General features: G+C 50.3%; 21 protein-coding genes. 10 read left to right on the forward strand and 11 right to left on the reverse strand.

Annotated features, from left to right (window positions below):
* Positions 1 to 30: 30 nt before the first annotated feature.
* Positions 31 to 1,572 carry a SpoVR family protein gene (locus tag DUT67_RS11340; protein ID WP_113632010.1) on the forward strand — a complete coding sequence of 514 codons (1,542 nt, stop codon included), beginning with the start codon at positions 31 to 33 and terminating at the stop codon, positions 1,570 to 1,572.
* A gap of 106 nt (positions 1,573 to 1,678) precedes the next feature.
* Here DUT67_RS11340 and fadR read toward each other — a convergent pair whose 3' ends face one another.
* Entirely contained in the window at positions 1,679 to 2,398 is a 720-nt protein-coding gene (gene fadR, locus DUT67_RS11345) for a fatty acid metabolism transcriptional regulator FadR (RefSeq protein WP_039300136.1), read from the reverse strand.
* Between the two features lie 230 nt (positions 2,399 to 2,628).
* Between fadR and nhaB the strand changes: the two genes are divergently transcribed.
* Complete coding sequence (gene nhaB, locus DUT67_RS11350; RefSeq protein WP_113631953.1) at positions 2,629 to 4,209, forward strand: sodium/proton antiporter NhaB; 1,581 nt, start codon at positions 2,629 to 2,631, stop codon at positions 4,207 to 4,209.
* Positions 4,210 to 4,403: 194 nt separating this feature from the next.
* Entirely contained in the window at positions 4,404 to 4,934 is a 531-nt protein-coding gene (gene dsbB, locus DUT67_RS11355; RefSeq protein WP_048260256.1) for a disulfide bond formation protein DsbB, read from the forward strand.
* Positions 4,935 to 5,029: 95 nt separating this feature from the next.
* Here dsbB and DUT67_RS11360 read toward each other — a convergent pair whose 3' ends face one another.
* Complete coding sequence (locus DUT67_RS11360) at positions 5,030 to 5,227, reverse strand: DNA polymerase III subunit theta (RefSeq protein WP_010275471.1); 198 nt, start codon at positions 5,225 to 5,227, stop codon at positions 5,030 to 5,032.
* Positions 5,228 to 5,592: 365 nt separating this feature from the next.
* Here DUT67_RS11360 and DUT67_RS11365 point away from each other — a divergent pair, with 365 nt between their 5' ends.
* Positions 5,593 to 6,003: a hypothetical protein gene (locus DUT67_RS11365; protein WP_053075312.1), complete on the forward strand. Its 411-nt coding sequence runs from the start codon at positions 5,593 to 5,595 to the stop codon at positions 6,001 to 6,003.
* Between the two features lie 75 nt (positions 6,004 to 6,078).
* Here the strand turns inward: DUT67_RS11365 and DUT67_RS11370 are convergent, their stop codons facing one another.
* From DUT67_RS11370 to DUT67_RS11380, 3 genes are all read right to left on the reverse strand, one after another.
* Positions 6,079 to 6,525, reverse strand: coding sequence for a YcgN family cysteine cluster protein (locus tag DUT67_RS11370; protein ID WP_113631952.1), 447 nt, complete (start codon positions 6,523 to 6,525; stop codon positions 6,079 to 6,081).
* A gap of 106 nt (positions 6,526 to 6,631) precedes the next feature.
* Positions 6,632 to 7,288: a fumarylacetoacetate hydrolase family protein gene (locus DUT67_RS11375; protein ID WP_039300151.1), complete on the reverse strand. Its 657-nt coding sequence runs from the start codon at positions 7,286 to 7,288 to the stop codon at positions 6,632 to 6,634.
* A gap of 341 nt (positions 7,289 to 7,629) precedes the next feature.
* Positions 7,630 to 7,887 (reverse strand): YcgL domain-containing protein, encoded by a 258-nt coding sequence (locus tag DUT67_RS11380; RefSeq protein ID WP_048260261.1) that lies wholly within the window; start codon positions 7,885 to 7,887, stop codon positions 7,630 to 7,632.
* A 136-nt stretch (positions 7,888 to 8,023) separates the two neighbouring features.
* On the opposite strand from DUT67_RS11380, the gene minC reads away from it, so the two are divergent.
* Genes minC through minE form a run of 3 tightly spaced genes read left to right on the forward strand, consistent with a single transcriptional unit; the run spans position 8,024 to position 9,816 of the window.
* Positions 8,024 to 8,710 carry a septum site-determining protein MinC gene (gene minC / locus DUT67_RS11385; RefSeq protein ID WP_113631951.1) on the forward strand — a complete coding sequence of 229 codons (687 nt, stop codon included), beginning with the start codon at positions 8,024 to 8,026 and terminating at the stop codon, positions 8,708 to 8,710.
* 20 nt (positions 8,711 to 8,730) lie between these two features.
* On the forward strand, positions 8,731 to 9,543 hold the full coding sequence (gene minD, locus DUT67_RS11390) for a septum site-determining protein MinD (protein WP_048260266.1): 813 nt from the start codon (positions 8,731 to 8,733) through the stop codon (positions 9,541 to 9,543).
* A gap of 3 nt (positions 9,544 to 9,546) precedes the next feature.
* Positions 9,547 to 9,816: a cell division topological specificity factor MinE gene (gene minE / locus DUT67_RS11395; protein WP_011093926.1), complete on the forward strand. Its 270-nt coding sequence runs from the start codon at positions 9,547 to 9,549 to the stop codon at positions 9,814 to 9,816.
* Positions 9,817 to 10,036: 220 nt separating this feature from the next.
* Here the strand turns inward: minE and rnd are convergent, their stop codons facing one another.
* The 5 genes from rnd to DUT67_RS11420 all read right to left on the reverse strand — a co-directional run bounded on the left by rnd (position 10,037) and on the right by DUT67_RS11420 (position 16,849).
* Complete coding sequence (rnd, locus tag DUT67_RS11400; RefSeq protein ID WP_113631950.1) at positions 10,037 to 11,161, reverse strand: ribonuclease D; 1,125 nt, start codon at positions 11,159 to 11,161, stop codon at positions 10,037 to 10,039.
* A gap of 141 nt (positions 11,162 to 11,302) precedes the next feature.
* The gene (fadD, locus tag DUT67_RS11405; RefSeq protein ID WP_113632009.1) at positions 11,303 to 12,988 is read right to left on the reverse strand and encodes a long-chain-fatty-acid--CoA ligase FadD; all 1,686 of its coding nucleotides are present in this window, start codon (positions 12,986 to 12,988) and stop codon (positions 11,303 to 11,305) included.
* Between the two features lie 398 nt (positions 12,989 to 13,386).
* The gene (locus DUT67_RS11410) at positions 13,387 to 13,989 is read right to left on the reverse strand and encodes a Slp family lipoprotein (protein WP_189339481.1); all 603 of its coding nucleotides are present in this window, start codon (positions 13,987 to 13,989) and stop codon (positions 13,387 to 13,389) included.
* Between the two features lie 124 nt (positions 13,990 to 14,113).
* Entirely contained in the window at positions 14,114 to 14,815 is a 702-nt protein-coding gene (gene tsaB / locus DUT67_RS11415) for a tRNA (adenosine(37)-N6)-threonylcarbamoyltransferase complex dimerization subunit type 1 TsaB (RefSeq protein ID WP_113631947.1), read from the reverse strand.
* Positions 14,816 to 14,929: 114 nt separating this feature from the next.
* Entirely contained in the window at positions 14,930 to 16,849 is a 1,920-nt protein-coding gene (locus DUT67_RS11420) for an ATP-dependent DNA helicase (RefSeq protein WP_113627565.1), read from the reverse strand.
* Positions 16,850 to 17,044: 195 nt separating this feature from the next.
* On the opposite strand from DUT67_RS11420, the gene DUT67_RS11425 reads away from it, so the two are divergent.
* Positions 17,045 to 17,389 (forward strand): RidA family protein, encoded by a 345-nt coding sequence (locus tag DUT67_RS11425; protein WP_113627566.1) that lies wholly within the window; start codon positions 17,045 to 17,047, stop codon positions 17,387 to 17,389.
* A 29-nt stretch (positions 17,390 to 17,418) separates the two neighbouring features.
* Here the strand turns inward: DUT67_RS11425 and DUT67_RS11430 are convergent, their stop codons facing one another.
* The gene (locus DUT67_RS11430) at positions 17,419 to 17,661 is read right to left on the reverse strand and encodes a YoaH family protein (RefSeq protein ID WP_048260587.1); all 243 of its coding nucleotides are present in this window, start codon (positions 17,659 to 17,661) and stop codon (positions 17,419 to 17,421) included.
* Positions 17,662 to 17,791: 130 nt separating this feature from the next.
* On the opposite strand from DUT67_RS11430, the gene pabB reads away from it, so the two are divergent.
* Together pabB and DUT67_RS11440 are read left to right on the forward strand one after the other, a co-directional pair.
* Positions 17,792 to 19,246: an aminodeoxychorismate synthase component 1 gene (pabB, locus tag DUT67_RS11435; RefSeq protein ID WP_113631946.1), complete on the forward strand. Its 1,455-nt coding sequence runs from the start codon at positions 17,792 to 17,794 to the stop codon at positions 19,244 to 19,246.
* Complete coding sequence (locus tag DUT67_RS11440; protein ID WP_048260279.1) at positions 19,247 to 19,840, forward strand: CoA pyrophosphatase; 594 nt, start codon at positions 19,247 to 19,249, stop codon at positions 19,838 to 19,840.
* Positions 19,841 to 20,169 lie beyond the last annotated feature (329 nt).

The following is a 20,169-nucleotide window of genomic DNA, read 5'->3' on the forward strand; positions in this document are numbered from 1 at the left end:
TACAGGCTTGTTATGTTAGGGGGCGCGCTGATGGCTATATCGACGGATAATCAGGTAAAAAAAACACTTCGCCTGAGTGATGGACCGGACTGGACATTTGAGTTATTGCGGGTTTATCTCGACGAGATTGATCGGGTAGCCAAGCTGTACCGTCTGGCGACCTATCCTCACCAGATTGAAGTAATCACCTCAGAACAAATGATGGATGCCTATTCCAGCATAGGTATGCCGATTAACTATTCCCACTGGTCGTTCGGAAAGAAATTTATTGAAACCGAACAACGTTACAAACATGGGCAACAGGGATTGGCATACGAAATCGTTATTAACTCCGATCCCTGTATTGCGTACTTGATGGAAGAGAATACGCTGCCGATGCAGGCGCTCGTCATGGCGCACGCCTGTTACGGACACAACTCCTTCTTCAAAGGCAACTATCTGTTCCGCAGTTGGACCGATGCCAGCTCCATCGTCGATTACTTGCTCTTTGCCCGACAATACATCGCACAATGCGAAGAGCGTTATGGCGTGGACGAGGTAGAGCGACTGCTAGACTCCTGTCATGCTCTCATGAACTACGGCGTTGACCGCTACAAACGTCCGCAAAAAATCTCGCTCGAAGAGGAAAAATCTCGCCAGAAAAGTCGTGAAGCCTACCTGCAAAGTCAGGTGAACGATCTCTGGAAAACCTTACCGCGCCGCGAACAGGGTGCCGCAACGGAACAAGCAAGACGCTTTCCACAAGAGCCGCAGGAAAACCTGCTCTACTTTATGGAGAAAAACGCCCCGCTGCTGGAACCCTGGCAGCGAGAAGTGTTGCGCATAGTGCGGAAAGTCAGTCAGTATTTCTATCCGCAGAAGCAGACTCAGGTGATGAATGAAGGCTGGGCTACCTTCTGGCACTACACCATTCTCAACCATCTTTATGATGAAGGGCGTGTCTCCGAGCGCTTCATGCTGGAATTCCTGCACAGCCATACCAACGTGATTTATCAGCCGCCGTATAACAGTCCGTATTACAGCGGCATCAATCCGTATGCGCTGGGCTTCGCGATGTTTCAGGACATTAAGCGTATTTGTCAGTCGCCAACGGATGAAGATCGCTACTGGTTCCCTGATATTGCGGGTAAAGATTGGCTCGATACACTGCATTTCGCGATGCAGAACTTTAAGGACGAGAGCTTCATCAGTCAGTTCTTATCGCCTAAATTGATGCGTGATTTCCGGCTATTCACCGTGCTGGACGATGATCGAAACAACTACCTGGAAATTGCCGCAATTCACGACGAAGAAGGTTATCGTTTGATTCGACAGGAGCTGTCCGCACAGTACAACCTGAGCCATTTGGAGCCAAACATTCAGGTCTGGAATGTGGATTTGCGCGGCAATCGGGCGCTGACGCTGCGCTATGTTCCACATAACCGCGCACCGTTGGATAAAAGCAGCCAGGAAGTGTTGAAACACGTTCATCGCCTGTGGGGTTTTGACGTTTATCTGGAGCAGGCTAACGCAGATGGGAGCATTGAGCTGATTGAACGCTGCCCGCCGCGTAACGGAGCGGCATCTGCATAGCAGAACGCCGTTACACTGGTGAAAAATCTCGCCGATAAAAGACAAAGGGGATTCAGGCAATACCTGAATCCCCTTTTCACGCTTTCGCGCTGAAGCGTATGACGTCTTAGCGGCGCACTTCCGCGATATCTCGCGGGATCGCGCTCTGCATAGAATGCCAGATCGCTCCACTTTCTTTACCATAATGTCTAACGACATCCATAACCTGATCGTACAACTCTTCGCTACGCAACGTTTCCAACCGACTGTAGAAGTTCACCGCCAGTTTGCGGGCTTCTGGGTTGGAGAAATAATATCGCCCTACGCGAATATATAATCCTTTCAGACCGTTCAGGATCAGGCCATAAATCGGGTTGCCGGAGGCAAACGCCAAACCACGGAACACGTTGTAGTCAAGTTGCGCAAAGGCTTCTGCGCTGTCGTCCACCGCGTTTGACTGGGTCAACACATCACGTACCTTTTCCGGATTATGCCGTAACGCCGTCCGAATAAAGATGGCGGCGATGTTGGTGCGCACAGCCAGCAGGTTATCGATCAATTGTGGCACGCTATCGTGATCGAGTCGGGCCAACGTTTCCAGAATATTGAGGCCGGATGTTTCCCAAAAGTTGTTAATCTTTGTCGGTTTCCCGTGCTGTATCGTCAGCCAGCCATCGCGCGCTAAGCGCTGAAGCACCTCTCGCAAGGTAGTACGGGTCACGCCGATCAGTTCGGAAAGCTCTCTTTCCGCGGGCAAAATAGAGCCAGGAGGAAAACGGTTATTCCATATACTTTCGATAATGTATTCTTCCGCGAATCCAGCCGGACTTTGCGCCTTTATAACCATGTGTTTGATAATCCGTAGCGGTGATTGCCGAAAAAAGCCGAATCATAATACCAGACGAAAGAATCATGATATAGCGCCGTACTCAGACCTCGAACCATTTCAATGAAAAATTGTGACTGCAAACCGCTCTCTTACAGCGTAGAACGGTAGACTTATGGCCGTTTGTAAAGTTTTTACTATATGATAAAAACCATCAAACTATTATAACGAATAAGGATTCCCCTCCCATTATGATCGCCATGCCCTTCCACCGTGCGCTGTTAAAAAACTTTCTGGGATACGCGCCAGACTGGTACAAACTGACTATTTTTGCTTTCTTACTGATTAATCCGCTGCTGTTCTATTTTGTCAGCCCGTTTTGGGCCGGTTGGTTATTGGTCATGGAGTTTATTTTTACGCTCGGCATGGCGCTAAAATGTTATCCGCTACAGCCTGGTGGCCTGCTGGCACTACAGGCGATACTCATAGGCATGACCAGCCCACAACAGGTGTGGCATGAAGTCACGGGAAATATTGAAGTTCTGATGCTGTTGGTGTTTATGGTGGCAGGCATCTACTTCATGAAGCAACTGCTGCTGTTTGTGTTTACCAAACTGCTGCTGCGCATCCATTCTAAGCCCCTGCTTTCACTCGCCTTCTGTATGGCGGCTGCGTTTCTCTCTGCCTTTTTAGACGCGTTGACCGTGATTGCCGTCGTCATCAGCGTCGCTATCGGGTTTTATGGTATTTACCACCGCTTCGCCTCTCAACAAGGTGAAGACGAAGCCGATATCAGCGATGACAGCGCGTTAAACGGCGAGGAACATCATCGTACGCTGGAGCAATTCCGTGCATTTCTGCGTAGCCTGATGATGCACGCAGGCGTCGGTACCGCGCTGGGTGGGGTGATGACGATGGTTGGCGAACCTCAGAACCTGATTATCGCGAAAAGCGCAGGCTGGGATTTCGTCAGCTTTTTCCTGCGCATGTCACCAGTGACCGTGCCCGTCTTTATCTGCGGCGTTCTGACCTGTGTGCTGGTCGAACGCTTCAAGCTGTTCGGCTATGGGGTAAACCTGCCGGATAACGTGCGCCGCGTGCTTGAGGATTACGATCGGGACATGACAGAAAAGCGCACGCCGCAGGATAAAGTGCGTTTACTCGTGCAGGCCGTGATTGGCGTCTGGCTCATTATTGCGCTGGCATTTCATCTGGCCGAAGTTGGGTTAATTGGCCTCTCCGTGATTATTATGGCCACAACGTTCTGTGGCGTGACCGAAGAACACGCTATCGGCAAAGCGTTTCAGGATGCCATGCCGTTTACCGCACTGCTGACGGTCTTCTTTGCCATCGTCGCCGTCATTATCGATCAGCAGTTGTTCTCACCGATTATCCATTACGTCTTACAATCTTCTGATAGTGCCCAGCTGACACAGTTTTATCTGTTCAATGGCCTGCTATCGTCGATATCGGATAACGTCTTTGTTGGTTCGGTTTATATCAACGAGGCGCGCAATGCGTTTGAGAATGGCAAAATCTCGTTACCCCAATTTGAGCTGCTCGCCGTGGCGATCAATACCGGCACTAACCTGCCTTCCGTCGCCACACCAAATGGGCAAGCCGCGTTTCTGTTCCTGCTGACCTCCGCGCTGGCTCCGCTTATCCGCCTGTCTTACGGACGCATGGTGATCATGGCGCTGCCTTACACGATTGTCATGACGCTGGTCGGGTTACTTTGTGTTGAGTTCACGCTCGTGCCGTTTACTGAGTTTTTGATGAATAATCATTGGATTTCTTTGCCAAATTTGACCATATCGGGCAGTCACTCATAATCACGATCGTGTATAGTAATCACGGTGGCGACAATTTCCGTCTTGATGACGTTATCAATAGCAGTTTCGCCGCCGTAAAATGATAGAAAAGCATCAAATAAACATATTGTTACGTTTTGCACAGTGAAATGATGGCAGTGAAACCTGAACGGTTTACACTGCTGCTTTAGTCATGTTTAGCATGGAATATTTTTATGTTGCGATTTCTTAATCGTTGCTCACGCGGACGTGGTGCGTGGCTGCTGCTGGCGTTTACTGCTTTAGCATTAGAATTGACTGCGCTCTATTTCCAGCACGTTATGTTATTAAAACCCTGCGTGTTGTGTATCTACCAACGCTGTGCGCTGTGGGGCGTCTTCGCGGCAGGTATTGTTGGTGCCGTCGCGCCATCAACCGCATTACGTTACCCGGCCATCGCGTTATGGATATACAGTGCTTACGAAGGGGTTCGACTGGCTTGGAAACACACGGATATTCTGCTGAATCCGTCGCCGTTTACCACCTGTGATTTCTTTGTCAGCTTCCCGTCATGGTTGCCTTTAGACAAATGGCTCCCAGCCATTTTCAATGCGACAGGTGATTGTTCAGTACGTCAGTGGGAATTTCTCTCTATGGAAATGCCACAATGGCTACTTGGCATCTTCGCCGCTTATCTGGTGATTGCCGTGCTGGTGTTGATCGCTCAACCTTTCCGTCCGAAGCGACGCGACCTCTTCAGCCGCTAGTACATAATCTGTTAAGAAATAGACCGAAAAGCCCGACGAGACGATTGTCGGGCTTCTGGTAACTGTTTCTACGCCTCACAGGCTTGTGCCAACCCTCACTGCTGTGGTCTGTAGATATCGCGATAATGGCCTAATCGTTCGTTGAAAAAAGGTCTCTTTTCCTGCGGAATTCTTCGTGATATTTCATCTGCGTCGATCTTTTTTTCCTGACTTTCCATAAAAGCAATGGTGGAGGCAGCAAAGTCGGTGTACTGCTCGCTGTACTCAAGAATGATTTTCTCAAAGTTAATCACATGCTCTCCCTCCTGCTGGTTTGATTGCTTTAAAATTATACAACACGCTAGCAATAACACAGGGAAGCCCTCAGCCTCCGCCACTCGACTTCTGCCGAAAAGAAGAAAAATACATTAATTCCTAGCAAAAACTTGAATGGAGTATGGAAGATAGACTTAGAAAACAGCAGATTAACATCATTAATGAAACATTGTGATGCGGGTTACAGTTTTACAATTCAATACCTGCAATGCCTACTTATTTATCGCTATCGATAGTGTAAATCCCCACTGCCGTAACCTAAAAATATGAAGAAGAAAACCGCCATTCATTACAGTATAATCACTTAAAATTACTGTGGTTTTTCACAAGGAAGCAGTCTGTAATGAAATATCTTTTTGCCATTATTCCACTGATGTTGACGTCGTGTACAACAACAAGCGAGCTCCAATCTGCATGCGAAAAGCGGTACCCTCGCCTCAGCGATATGGCGACCTGTCTGGATTACTCAATAAAAGAAGAGCCCATACTCGCTTCAACACCTTGGCTGAAACTCTATGTCTTAAACGCAAAAGTGTTGGGAAAAAAAGTGGACAAAGGGGAAATGGATGATCTGGAAGCAAGAATTGAATTGCAAAATCAGTATATTGCTTTCAAACAAAAAGAAGCAGAGGCCGACGCCATTCGCTATCAACAGTCACAACAAAATCAGTTGGTGCAACAGGAAATTGACAGGAATCAGCAGTCGATAGACAGAGCAAAAATCATAAACGATAAAATCGCCGCACAGCAGTAGGACTTAATACCGCACAGCAACACGTCACCGTGGCGTCTACCCACATCACGGTGACAATCTCTTTACTTTACGGCCTCACCTAGCCCACGAAGGTTTGTTCAAAATATGCTCTTGCCAGTCCACCACCTCACTCTCACGCACGGCGATATGACGGACTGAGATACGCTCGCGGTGCAATTCTGTCTTCGTGCCACAGACCAGTGGATGCCACTGCGGTAAATCTTCGCGCTCATGAATCAAACGATAGGCACAGGTCGCCGGTAGCCAATTAAACGTCAGCAGGTTTTCACGCGTCAGCTTGATGCAATCCGGTTCGTACTCGAAGCGTTTCTCATAGTTGCGGCACTGACAGCTTTTAATATTGAGTTGATTACAGGCGACGTTGGTAAAGTAGATCTCCTCCGTATCCTCATCAATCAGTTTATGCAAACAGCACTGACCGCAGCCATCGCACAGCGACTCCCATTCATCGTCAGACATCTCAGACAACGTTTTTTGCTGCCAAAAAGGGCGTTCAGTCATGTTTCTTCCTGTTGTAAATCGATAGCGTTGTAAAAAAGATGCGTGATTCTGGCAGGCACTGCGGGGAAGTTTTGCTGCCCGTTGTTCAACACGGGCAGCCAGAGCGTTAGATAATACGCGTGCTCAGCGTCCGGTCATTGACCGTAATCGTCAGCATATCGCCTGACAGAATCGGGCCGACCCCTTTTGGCGTACCCGTTAAAATAATATCGCCAGCGCGTAGCGTAAAGAAACGGCTCATATAGGCAATCAGCGGCAGAATCGGCGTAATCATATCACGCGTGTTGCCCTGCTGGCGCACTTCATCATTCACTTTTACACCCAGATCGGTTTGCTGCGGATCGCCAAACTCGGCAACCGGAATAAAACCGGAGATCGGGCAGGAACCGTCAAAGGCTTTGGCCTTTTCCCACGGCTGGCCCACTTTTTTAAATTCAGACTGCAAATCACGCAGTGTCAAATCCAGCGCCACGCCATAACCCGCGATTGCGCGAGCAACGCGTTCTTCATTCGCCTGCTTTAACGGCGTACCGATCAGCACTGCCAGTTCGACTTCGTGGTGAACCGATCCCAGATTTTTAGGAATAGCGACGGGTTGACGTAAATCACACAGCGCGGTTTCAGGCTTGATGAATAAAACTGGCTCGCTTGGGGTCGCACTTCCCATTTCTTTGATGTGTTCTGAGTAGTTGCTTCCGACGCAAACGACTTTATTTACGGGGAAATCAAGTAGCGCGCCCTGCCAGTCTCTGTGTTGATACATGGGTATTCTCCTGCCCTGTCTGTTGGATTATCGCTGCCTTCATGGCGCAGAACTCGCCCAAAAGGAAAACAGCTATATAAGAACACGATGGTGCAAAACCATCGTTATATCATCGCAACGGGGGTTACCCCAACAGATTTCAGGAGCGCGGGCTGGCAATCGCGTGGTCTGAAGACGACGTCATCACGCATCAAAAATGGAAACAATTAAATTAGGGCGGAGTAAAACTCAAAAGGTGAATATTTATCGCGCGGAATATCATGTTAATGGTCGAGATATTCCACGCCAAATTATGTTTGCGGCTTTATCTGAAAGTACGTCTTGGTATTATTTCTTTACACTTACACGGGCGTGTTTAATAAGCTCTCGATCGGAGGTGGAACTTGCAGATAAAAACCTTGTTCCTGTAGCGCCAGTTTCACTTTTTCTATATCGGCATTCGCCAGTTTTTTACGTCCATTCAACGGTAAGAGCATCGCTAGCTGCGGCGTGCCAAAGCTTTTCATTAATTCTTCCGGCACACGTGAGAAATCGTCTTTTTTTTCAACATAAAGATAGGTCTGATCGCGTTTCGCACTTCGATAGATCACACAAAACATTTTTTTTACTCTATTTGATGGGAATGCCATCTTGCCTGTATATAATTGTGACTATAACATGCTTACAGCGCTCTGGAATATCATGCCTTAAATGTTACTCTAGGGATTAAAAGATGCTGAAACTGAGTCAGGATAGATGTCACAAACGCCAATAGAGCTAAAAGGCAGCAGCTTTACCTTATCGGTTGTTCATTTGCATGATTCCCAACCCGAGGTAATTTACCAGGCACTACAGGAAAAAATAGAGCAAGCGCCTGCTTTCCTGAAAAATGCCCCCGTTGTCATTAATGTTGCTGCATTAACAGCGGAAACCGACTGGATAAAATTGCAGCAGGCTATTTCGTCAACGGGCCTGCATGTCGTTGGCGTCAGCGGATGTACCGATGACGCATTAAAGAAAATCATTGCACAGGCGGGGCTTCCCCTCCTGAGCGAAGGTAAAGCACAACGCCGGGTAGTCGAACCCGTCGCCGCCGTTCCTGCTGCGGTGAAAACGAAAATTATCAACACCCCTGTTCGCTCCGGCCAACAGATTTACGCTCGGAACTGTGACTTAATCGTCATGGGCAGCGTCAGCGCAGGGGCTGAGGTGATTGCCGATGGCAATATTCATATTTACGGCATGATGCGCGGCCGAGCCCTCGCAGGCGTTTCTGGCGATGTTCAGAGCCAGGTATTCTGTACGCATCTGGCCGCAGAACTGGTTTCTATCGCGGGTCGTTACTGGCTAAGCGACCAGATACCGGAAGCATATTTTGGGCAGCCAGCGCGGATCAACCTGAACCAGCTGGACAATGTTTTAACGATAAAACCTCTAGACTAGAATCTCCCAAGGAAACATTTATGGCACGCATCATTGTTGTTACATCGGGTAAAGGGGGCGTTGGCAAGACCACATCAAGCGCGGCCATTGCTACCGGTTTAGCCCAGAAAGGAAAAAAGACCGTTGTCATCGATTTTGACATTGGTCTGCGTAACCTCGACCTGATCATGGGATGTGAACGTCGCGTGGTCTATGACTTCGTGAACGTCATTCAAGGTGATGCCACGCTGAATCAGGCGCTGATCAAAGATAAGAGAACAGACAACCTCTACATTCTGCCCGCATCACAAACGCGTGATAAAGATGCGTTAACGCATGAGGGCGTTGAAAAAATACTCAACGACTTGGGCGATATGGAGTTCGATTTTGTCGTATGTGATTCGCCAGCTGGGATTGAAACAGGTGCGTTGATGGCGCTCTATTTCGCCGACGAAGCGATTATCACCACCAACCCAGAAGTCTCTTCCGTTCGCGACTCCGACCGTATTCTGGGCATTCTGTCCTCAAAATCACGCCGCGCGGAGCGTTCTGAAGACCCAATCAAAGAGCATTTGCTGTTGACGCGTTACAACCCAGGACGGGTAAGCCGCGGCGACATGCTGAGTATGGAAGATGTTCTTGAGATCCTACGGATTCCGCTGATTGGCGTTATTCCTGAAGATCAATCCGTACTTCGCGCCTCTAACCAGGGCGAGCCCGTGATTCTGGATGCTGAAGCTGACGCTGGTAAAGCCTACGCAGACACCGTTGAACGCTTGCTTGGCGAAGAGCGTCCTTTCCGTTTTATTGAAGAAGAGAAGAAGGGTTTCCTTAAACGACTTTTTGGGGGATAAATTATGGCTTTACTGGACTTCTTTCTGTCCCGCAAAAAAACGACAGCCAATATTGCCAAGGAACGGCTGCAAATTATTGTCGCGGAGCGACGCCGGGGTGATAACGAGCCTCATTATCTGCCGCAATTAAAGCGAGACATTCTTGAGGTTATCTGTAGATATGTACAGATTGATCCTGAGATGGTGACAGTTCAACTAGAGCAAAAAGGAGATGATATTTCCGTGCTTGAGTTGAACGTTACATTACCGGAAGCGGAAGAAACGCCTAAATGATTTTTCTGCTGTAATATCCCCTGCTTTGACGCAGGGGATATCTATTCCCGTCATACTTCAAATCACATGCGTTTCGCTTCACAATATAACTGTATATTTAGCCAGTTATATTTCTCTTATTTTGTTTTTTCGCCATATTCTCGTCACCCTATTTGCTGCATTTCCATAATTGAAGCATCACAACAAATAAGGCGTATTGAGAATACTCATTTCCCAGTGATTAATAGCTCTGCACAATTTCACGCAGCTCAGCGCCATATAGCTGCCCACGCCAGCCGGACAACATTTCCGGCGTACTCGCATCTTGCCCCGTTAATTTCCAGTGCCAGTTCAGCAGGCGATTAATTTGGCGACGTGATGCCAACAATTCGGCGGATAATCTACTCTGCTCGCTCGCACGCTGCACCAATGCCTTGATATCTTTAAACGCTTTTTTATAGCCGGGATAGTCGACCAAATTAATCACTGGCGGAGGACAATCCGCGTCAGAGATACCTTCTGTCTGCGCCACACAATCCAGCAACGTTTTCCCGTGGTAGCGGATCTCTGGGCCGCTCAGCCCTAGTGAACTTAACTCTCCCAGCGAAGAAGGCAGACAGCGCGCTACCTGCAAGAGGTTCTCTTCACGTACGACAAAATTCACCGCGCTGTCCCGCTCACGCGCTTTGCGCAAACGCCACTCAGCCAGACGCTGAAGGCAAGCCAGATTCCGGCCACGTAGCTGCCAGGCATTGCCAAATTCACGATAGGCCAGCTCCGGGGCTAAAATAGCCTGTTTACGCTGACAGAGCAGGAGACATTCGTCCAGCGCGGCGTTCATCCACCCTGCGGTTTCCGTATCTGCCACCAGTTGAATGGCCATCGGCAGCAGGTAGAACACATCGGCAGCGGCATAGTCACACTGCTTTTCGCTCAGCGGTCGGGCAAGCCAGTCCGTTCTCGACTCGCTTTTATCCAGCGATACGCCCATGTAGTCAGCCACCAGCGCAGCGAAACCATAAGAAAGCGGCTTACCCAAAAATGCGGCCAGAATCTGAGTGTCAATGAAAGGCGTCGGCAATGTTCCAAACGTATTGAGAAACACCTCCAGATCTTCGCTGCCTGCATGAAGGAATTTAGTGACCTGCTCGTCACGCAGTAACGCCTGAAAGGGTGCCCAGTCTGTAATTGTTAACGGGTCGATAAGTGAAAGCTGTTCGCCGTCATACAATTGAATCAACCCTAATTGCGGGTAATACGTGCGGGTTCTGACGAACTCCGTGTCCAATGCCACCTGCGGAAAGCGTCGCGCCTGAGAGCAAACCTGTTGTAACCCGATGTCGGAAGTGATCAACTGATAATTCAAAACGTCATTCTCTTGGTTGTTTTTACTTTACGGTTCTGGGTCAAATCCATATCGCCATAAAAAAGAACGCCGGATAAACCGGCGTGAAAACATCATATCGCGTCCTGCCTCTCTCTGGCAGTCGTTTTTCGCGGAAAATCGTCAGGCGGCAGCGTCTTTCTTTGTTGTCTTATCGTCACGTAATTCACGACGCAGAATTTTTCCGACGTTAGATTTTGGCAGATCGTCACAGAATTCGATCTCTTTCGGCACTTTATAGCCTGTAAGATTACGACGACAGTGCGTAATAAGTTCCTCTTTCGTTAACGAGTTATCGCGTCTGACTACAAAGGCTTTTACCGCCTCACCGGATACCTCATTCTCGACCCCAATCACCGCCGACTCGGAGACTTTTGGATGACGGCTGATCACGTCTTCAATCTCCGTCGGATAGACGTTAAAACCGGAAACCAGAATCATGTCTTTTTTGCGGTCGATCACCCGCAGGAATCCTTCGTCATCAGCCGTGACAATGTCACCTGTCGCTAGCCAGCCGTCTTTTAATACGTCATCCGTGGCAGCAGGCTGCTGCCAGTACCCTAACATCACCTGCGGCCCGCGCACCCACAGTTCACCGGATTCGCCCGACCCCACATCGTTGCCGTTATCGTCAATGATCCTGACATCCGTTGATGCCACGGGCAGCCCGATGCTGCCGCTGTAATGCTTGAGATCGTAGGGGTTCACGGCCACCAGAGGGGAACTTTCTGTTAATCCATATCCCTCAAGCAAATGTTTACCCGTTAGCTTCTCCCAACGTTCCGCGACGGCCCGTTGCACCGACGCGCCTCCACCAACGGATAATCGCAGTGTCGAGAAATCAAGCTCGTGGAATTCTTTATTATTTAACAACGCATTAAACAGCGTATTGACGCCCGTAATCGCAGTAAAAGGATACTGTTTCAGTTCTTTTACCACCGCAGGGATATCTCGAGGATTGGTGATCAACAGATTCTGCCCGCCCAGTTCAAAAAACAGCAGACAGTTAGCCGTCAAAGCAAAAATATGGTACAGCGGCAACGCCGTTACCACCCATTCATTCCCTTCCTTCAACACCGGACCATAAGCGGCAAGACACTGTGCCACATTTGCCTGCATATTGCGGTGCGTGAGCATTGCACCTTTCGCCACGCCCGTCGTGCCACCGGTATATTGCAGAAAGGCGAGATCGCTATTGATGATATCAGGCCGAACGTACTGTTGACGTCGCCCTTCCTGTAACACGCGACGAAACGAGATTGCATCCGGCAAATGATACTTGGGCACCAGTCGCTTAATGTATTTCACGACGAAGTTAACCAGAGTGCCTTTTGCCGTGGATAGCTGGTCGCCCATACGGGTCAGGATAACGTGCTCCACCGCCGTGTTATGAACAACTTTTTCCAGCGTATGCGCGAAGTTGGAGACAATAACAATCGTGCTGGCTCCGCTATCTTTTAGCTGGTGCTCCAGTTCCCGTGGCGTATACAGCGGGTTAACGTTGACGACCACCATACCCGCACGCAGCACACCAAACAGCGCAACGGGGTATTGCAGCAGGTTGGGCATCATCAACGCCACGCGATCGCCTTTCTGCAATTTAAGCTGATTTTGCAAATAGGCCGCAAACGCTCGGCTCCGCTCTTCCAACTTGCGAAACGTCATCACCTCACCCATGTTGATGAATGCAGGTCGATCGGCGTAACGCTTTACGTTATTTTCAAACATGTCAATCAACGACGAATAGCGGTCTGGATCAATTTCCGCCGGTACATCCGCCGGATAGCGTGATAACCAAATTTTTTCCAAGACGTCACTCCCGAGATATTTTTTTAGTGGCATCGTCGTCGCCCTCAGAGGCATATTGTTATTAACATAATTTTAACTCAGCCTACCAGTTAGCTAACAAACAATGTTAAGGTTGCGAGAACGATCACTAATTTATTCTTTATTCAAAAAAAAATCAGGCGACCTGCGTCGCCTGATCTCTTTATGTCCAACTAAATAATTTTAGAGCCTACCCCATAGGGCGTTATTGGCGCAGTCAGTTTGGACACGGACAGCGCGGAAAAACCGGAGCGTACACGTAGTACGTGAGGATTATTCGCTACGCTCACCCTACGGGCCGCCCTAAGTGGCGTTCAAACGCAATTGCGTTTGTTTGAGCACTGCCCAGGTTCAAAATGACAAGTAAAATAGCCCTATTCTTATTCTGTCACGATATTCTCAATCCGTGCCGGACCGTGCCAACCGCCGTCAAATCCCCATCCGGGGCCCCAACCGTAGCCATAACCCGCGCGCCATCCCCACGGCCCATAACCATAACCACCGGGCGGCACCATCAGACGTTGCACGACATTCCAGCGTTTGTAGCCTTGCGCATCGATCACAACATAGCGATAAGGTTTATCACCGATAGCCCCCTGTTCGGTGCCGATAATCGGCCCAACAACGGTTACCAGTTGGTCTTTAAAATCGACGGGTTCCAGAAAGCGATTCACATAGGCAATAAAGCGCCCTTCTGACGGCATATCCAGCCGTGGTTTCGCCCCGCTATCTAGCGGCATACTGGCTATCTCAAGGCGCGTTTTATTCACGTCATTGCGGATGCTGACCACCCGTCCGCCAAAGCGAGATTCCTGCCCGACATAAATCTGCGGTGCATTCATCACACGAACGAGATCGTCCTGCGGCGTTGGCGACGTGCCTTTGATGGCATCCGGCACCGTGACACAGCCTGAAAGCAGCAGCACTGTCGCCGCCACCATACAGAAGCGTGCTTTTTTCTGATTCAGATGCAGACTTTTCATTTGCATACTTTTTATCTGTACACGCATGGCACAACCCTCTTCAGATATCTGATCGTTAGACTGCTCAGCATCGAATAAGTTGCTGTTTATTCCCGTTATACTTTATGAAAAATGTGCGTTTTAGCTACTCGCGGCCAGGTAGTTTTTTCCAGGTCACTTCATTGCGCAGATAACGCGGTTGCGCATTTTCAACGCTGACCGCTTTTCCTGCGTGCCATAGCTGACAGGCCAGCGGCAACATGTCCTGCGCCTGTGGCAACAGCACGTCACCCTTCGCTAACACCAGCGAGGAATGATTGACCAGTTCAGGGTAGGTTTCCCACCCAGTTCCTACCGTGACCCATTCGCCTGACAGCGCGGTAGTTAACGCCTGCACCTGTTCAGGTTTTAATACGGCCTCTTCGGATTCCCCCTGCCAGCCGCCGTCAGCGTCACGCTGATAACAGCCCCAGTACACTTCTCCCATCCGCGCATCAATAGCAGCCAGCACTTGCGTCGCCTGCGTCAGGCGGAAAGCGCCCTGCGCCATGGCCGCCAGTGACGATACGCCGAGCAGCGGTAAATCCGCCCCCAGCGCCAGCCCTTGCGCAATACCAATGCCAATCCGCACACCGGTAAAACTTCCCGGCCCCTGACCAAAGGCCAGTGCATCAAGATCCTTGAGCGTCAGGCCGCTGTCAGCCAGCACCTGCTGAACCATCGGCAGAATACGTTGTGTGTGTTCACGGGGACAAATTTCGAACAGAGAATGAATTTCGCCTTCATTCCAGAGTGCGACGGAACAGGCTTCCGTTGCGGTATCAAGCGCTAGAATTCGCGTAGACATGCCAACCTCAGGCAGGATAAATAAATCTTAATAACCCGTATCATAGCATAAGCCCCTGCCGTGCAGCAGCCCTTCCCACCATCGGTCAGGCCATACGGCAATCGTCAACGGGGATTATGTGTTACGCGTCAGGAAAGTAATCGCTTGCTGAATATCACGGGTACGCGGTGTCGGCGGTAAACTGTTAAGAAACACTGCGCCGTACGGCCGCATCACCAACCGATTATCGCAAATCACAATCACGCCACGATCCTCAACATCACGGATGAGACGCCCCACGCCTTGTTTCAAGGTAATCACCGCATCAGGAACCTGCACATCGTCGAACGGCTCACCACCGCGCAGGCGACAGTCTTCTATGCGCGCCTTCAGCAGCGGATCGTCTGGTGAGGTAAACGGCAGTTTATCAATAATGACGCAAGAGAGCGTATCGCCGCGCACATCCACGCCTTCCCAGAAGCTGCTCGTCGCCACCAGTAAGGCATTACCCGCCGATACAAACTGCGATAGCAATTGTGCTTTGCCAGTTTCCCCCTGCAACAGCACCGGTAACGTCAGCGTGGCACGGAATTCGGCAGCCAAATCGCGCATCATTTGGTTCGAGGTACACAGCATAAAGCAGCGTCCTTGATTCGCTTCAATCAACGGCCGCAGCATTGCTGCCAGCCTTTTCGCCGCACCGGGACGATTAGTTTCCGGCAGGTTACGAGGAACGCAGAGCAGTGCCTGATTGGCGTAATCAAACGGGCTGGGTAACAGGAGCGTCTTGGCGTTATCCAAACCCAGCCTATCGGTGAAGTGAAAGAGTTGATCGTTAACAGACAGCGTCGCGGAGGTAAACACCCAGGCTGCGGGCTTCTCTTTGATCAATTCACGAAAGCGATCGGCGACGGACAACGGCGTCAGCGCCAACACGAAATGACGCGAATTGCATTCATACCAATAGCTATAACCCGGCAACTGGACGTCTTTCAGCCGTTTCAGACGGTTGCGGTAAAGAGTGGCGCGTTCAAAGGCAATATCCAGTAGCGCAGAACGCCCGAGCGACAGTTTCGCGACGTCGTAACACAGTTCCAGTGCATCATCCAGCAACAGCAACGCACGCTGAAGCGACGGCTGCTCAAGCACATCGCGGAGATTGCCGCGAAACCCTGGATCGCCCAGCGCCAGCCGGAAGTCCTGCGTACTTTGCGTCAGGCGATCGGCGCTTTTTTGTAGTTGAGAGGCATCACGTACTTCAGTGCGGTAGGCAATGATGATGTCTTTTGCCAAATCCAGCAGTTGGCGGCTGGAAAGCTGTTGGCCAAAATATTGGCTGGCGATATCGGGTATCTGATGGGCTTCATCAAAAATAACGACATCGCTTTCAGGAATCAGCTCCGCAAAACCCGTCTCCTTCACCACCATGTCAGCCAGATAAAGATGATGGTTGACCACCACGATATCGGCATCCATCGCTTTGCGACGCGCCTTCACTACGAAGCATTCTTTATAATGCGGACAGTCGCTGCCCAGACAGTTATCGTTGGTGCTGGTCACTAATGGCCAAATCGCGCTGTCTTCTGCCACGCCTGCACAGGTCGTGACATCGCCTTCCGTTGTTTCCGACGACCAACCACGCAGCCTGACCAGTTCGCTCAGCGTTTCGCCGGGTAAATCACCGCCTCCCAGCGATTGCTGTTCAAGCCGTTCCAGACAGAGATAGTTCGAGCGGCCTTTCAACAGCGCTAATTTGCCTTTGTACTTGAGCGCCTGTGCAATCGTCGGCAAATCACGGCTATAGAGCTGATCCTGTAGCGCTTTCGACCCGGTCGAAATGATGACTTTTTTATCTGAACGCAACGCAGGCGCAAGGTAAGCATAGGTTTTACCCGTTCCGGTTCCTGCTTCCACCACCAGCGCCGTTTTGTCGTCAATGGCGCGCATGACAGCCTGCGCCATCTGCCGCTGTGGTTCACGAGGCTTGAAGCCTGTGATCGCTTTCGCCAGCGCGCCGTCATTAGCAAAATCATCGATTACCCGATCGTTCGTCACGCCTGCTCTCTTTTTCAAAGGAATGCTTTATTTATAAAATCTATAAGCCCCTAACCGTTTCAGGTCGCGGCAAAATATCGCGCTGATTATGCCAAGAGTCACCCGCCGCTACCACCCTAAATCAGGAACACGTGCCAACACCTACTGTGTTAGGCTTGGCGATTCGCTTTTATTACGTTAGGAGAAACCTCACCCATGGCGATCACAAGAATTAATCCTGAAGCACGCTGGTCAGATGCTGTCATCCACAACAACACGCTCTATTACACCAGCGTGCCGGAAAATCTGGATGACGACGCTCAGTCGCAGACGGAAAACGCGCTAAGCGCGATAGATGCGATCCTAAAACAGGCGGGAACGGATAAGAGCAAGCTGTTGGACGTGACGATTTTTCTCGCCGACGCCGATGATTTTGCCGCGATGAACGCCGCGTGGGATGCCTGGGTCGTGGCTGGCAGCGCGCCTGTACGCTGCACCGTGCAGGCGAAGTTGATGCATCCGAAATTTAAAGTCGAAATAAAAGCAATCGCGGCGGTATAAGCCACCAACGTCTTGCAGGGGAAGCGCGCTTACTGTTCTTCCTCTTCTTCACCATCGTCAAAATGATGCTCTTCATCGCTATCATTAACCATGTCATCATCGTCTTCGTCAAACATCATCGCGACGTTGCCACCCTTATGGTTTTCGCGAATTTCTGCCGCGACGAGCGCGATAGCCTGTCCACTACTCATGCCCTCAGACATCAATTCCTGAATGCGCTCTACGGCATCTTGTTGCTGCTTGTGTGTCAGCGCGGGCATACCTGCAATCATGATTGTTTCCTGGTTGATAAATTCGCACGTATCATCGCATGCCCGCTTCGGCATACACCAGCATTTCTGCTTTGTGGTACGCTGTGGTCAGTAAAATCGACACCATAATAGTAGACACAACACGAAAAACATGACTGCCGCCAATACGACTCACGTCACTAATAAAAGAGATTCTATAAGCGATTCGGCCACAGCAACGGGCTCCGCCGTTCTCTATCACGCGCTGCCTTATTATCCGACTGTGCTGCTCGATCGCTTTGCGCCCTTTTCCCAACAGCCGTGGGCTATGTTGCTGCATTCTGGGTTTGCCGATCATCCGCACAATCGTTTCGATATCATGGTCGCTGACCCACTAGCCACGCTGTGCACACGCGGCGGCAAGACGGAAACCACAAGTGACGGTGTAACCAATACCTCAGAGAGTGACCCGTTTGATCTTCTGCAACAACAGCTGGATGCATTGGCGCTGACTACCGAGACGCACGCTGATTTCCCGTTTCAGGGCGGCGCACTTGGCCTGTTCGGCTATGATTTGGGGCGTCAGACTGAAACGCTACCCACACAGGCAGAACAGGATATCGACCTGCCGGATATGGCGATTGGTTTATACGACTGGGCACTGGTTGCCGACCATCACCGGCAAACATTAACGCTGATCGTACATCATTCCCTTCAGGCACGGCTCGACTGGTTAGCCAATCCGCCCGTTGATGCCCCGAAAGCCGACTTCAGTCTCGCCAGCGCCTGGCAGCCGAATATGTCACGTGATAAGTACGGCGAAAAATTCCGCAAAATACAGGACTACCTTCTGGCGGGCGATTGCTATCAGGTCAATCTGGCGCAGCGTTTTTCTGCGGCTTATACAGGCGATGAATGGCAGGCATTTTTACGACTGTCCGCAGGCAATAAAGCACCTTTTTCTGCTTTCCTGCGTCTGCCGGAAAATACGATAATCAGCGTATCGCCAGAGCGCTTTCTCTGGCTGGAAAACAATCATATTCAAACGCGCCCGATTAAAGGGACATTACCGCGCCTCGCAGACCCAGATGCCGATAAACGACAGGCCGTGAGGCTCGCCAGCTCCGAGAAAGATCGCTCTGAAAATTTGATGATTGTCGATCTTCTGCGCAATGATATTGGCCGCGTCGCGGTTCCGGGCAGCGTTCGCGTACCTGAACTGTTCGTCGTCGAACCTTTTCCCGCGGTACATCATCTGGTCAGCACGATTGAAGCACAGCTACCGGAAAATTGCCCTGCCACCACGCTGCTACGCGCTTGTTTCCCTGGAGGCTCGATTACCGGTGCACCAAAAATCCGCGCGATGCAGATTATTGAGGAACTAGAGCCTCAGCGTCGCAATGCTTACTGCGGTAGTGTCGGTTACATTAGCGTGTGTGGAACCATGGACACCAACATCACCATCAGAACGTTATTAACCGAACGCGGCAGAATCTACTGTTGGGCAGGTGGCGGCATCGTCGCCGACAGTCAGGAACAGGCTGAATATCAGGAAACGTTTGATAAAGTGGGCCGCATTCTTCCCCTGCTGGATGGTTCCCAGACCAACAATTCAGGTACCGAGTAAATGAGTGAGATCGCCTTGCCGCCAACGGCGTTTGCGCTGAACGACTTTATCACGCGCTTTCAGCTACAGCTTCCACCACCGCTACGCCCCGTTCATCAACAACGGCAGGCGGCGGTTCTGGTGCCGATTATTTGTCACCCGACACCCACGCTATTATTGACTCGCCGTTCTGCCGATCTCCGTAAGCATGCCGGACAAGTTGCCTTTCCCGGCGGTGCGGCAGACAAAACGGATCGTTCTATCATCGAAACAGCGCTGCGTGAAGCGCAGGAAGAAGTGGCTATCCCACCGGAGAATGTACAGGTGTTGGGTGTCTTACCGCCGTTGGACAGCGTTAGTGGCTTTCAGGTGACGCCCGTCGTCGGGCTGATCGCCGCACAGACTCGTTTCCACCCTAATGAAGATGAAGTCGCCGACCTGTTTGAAATGCCGCTGGACGAGGCTTTTGCGTTGACACGCTATTACCCACTGGATATCGAGCGTAAACAGCAGCGGCACCGGGTTTACCTCTCCTGGTATCAGCAGCAGTTTGTCTGGGGACTGACCGCCGCCATCATCCACCAGCTTGCTTTACAAATTTCCGACAGGCCCTAAGCACGGGCCACATTCGGCAGTTTTTGTCTCGACACTTCTTTTCCCCCACTAATTATCCCCATATTAAAAGCGTCCTTACCGAATAAAAATCATTCAGACATAACATTTACAATGACTTAGGTCATATTTGAGATAAGTTAAATTATGCATAGGCATAAGTTTATTTCATGCGAAAAAGAAAGCTATGCAACATATTCCACACTACAATAGCGCGATTTGACGAGTTTTATTCTAATCTTTGGGTATATATCCACTACAATTCAGGTCATGTCTCGCCAGAACTAAAAGCAGGCGACCAGAGAATTGCGGGTACGATCCTGAGTCTTTAA

Source organism: Pectobacterium peruviense, assembly GCF_003312355.2.
GTDB classification, from domain to species: Bacteria; Pseudomonadota; Gammaproteobacteria; order Enterobacterales; family Enterobacteriaceae; genus Pectobacterium; species Pectobacterium peruviense.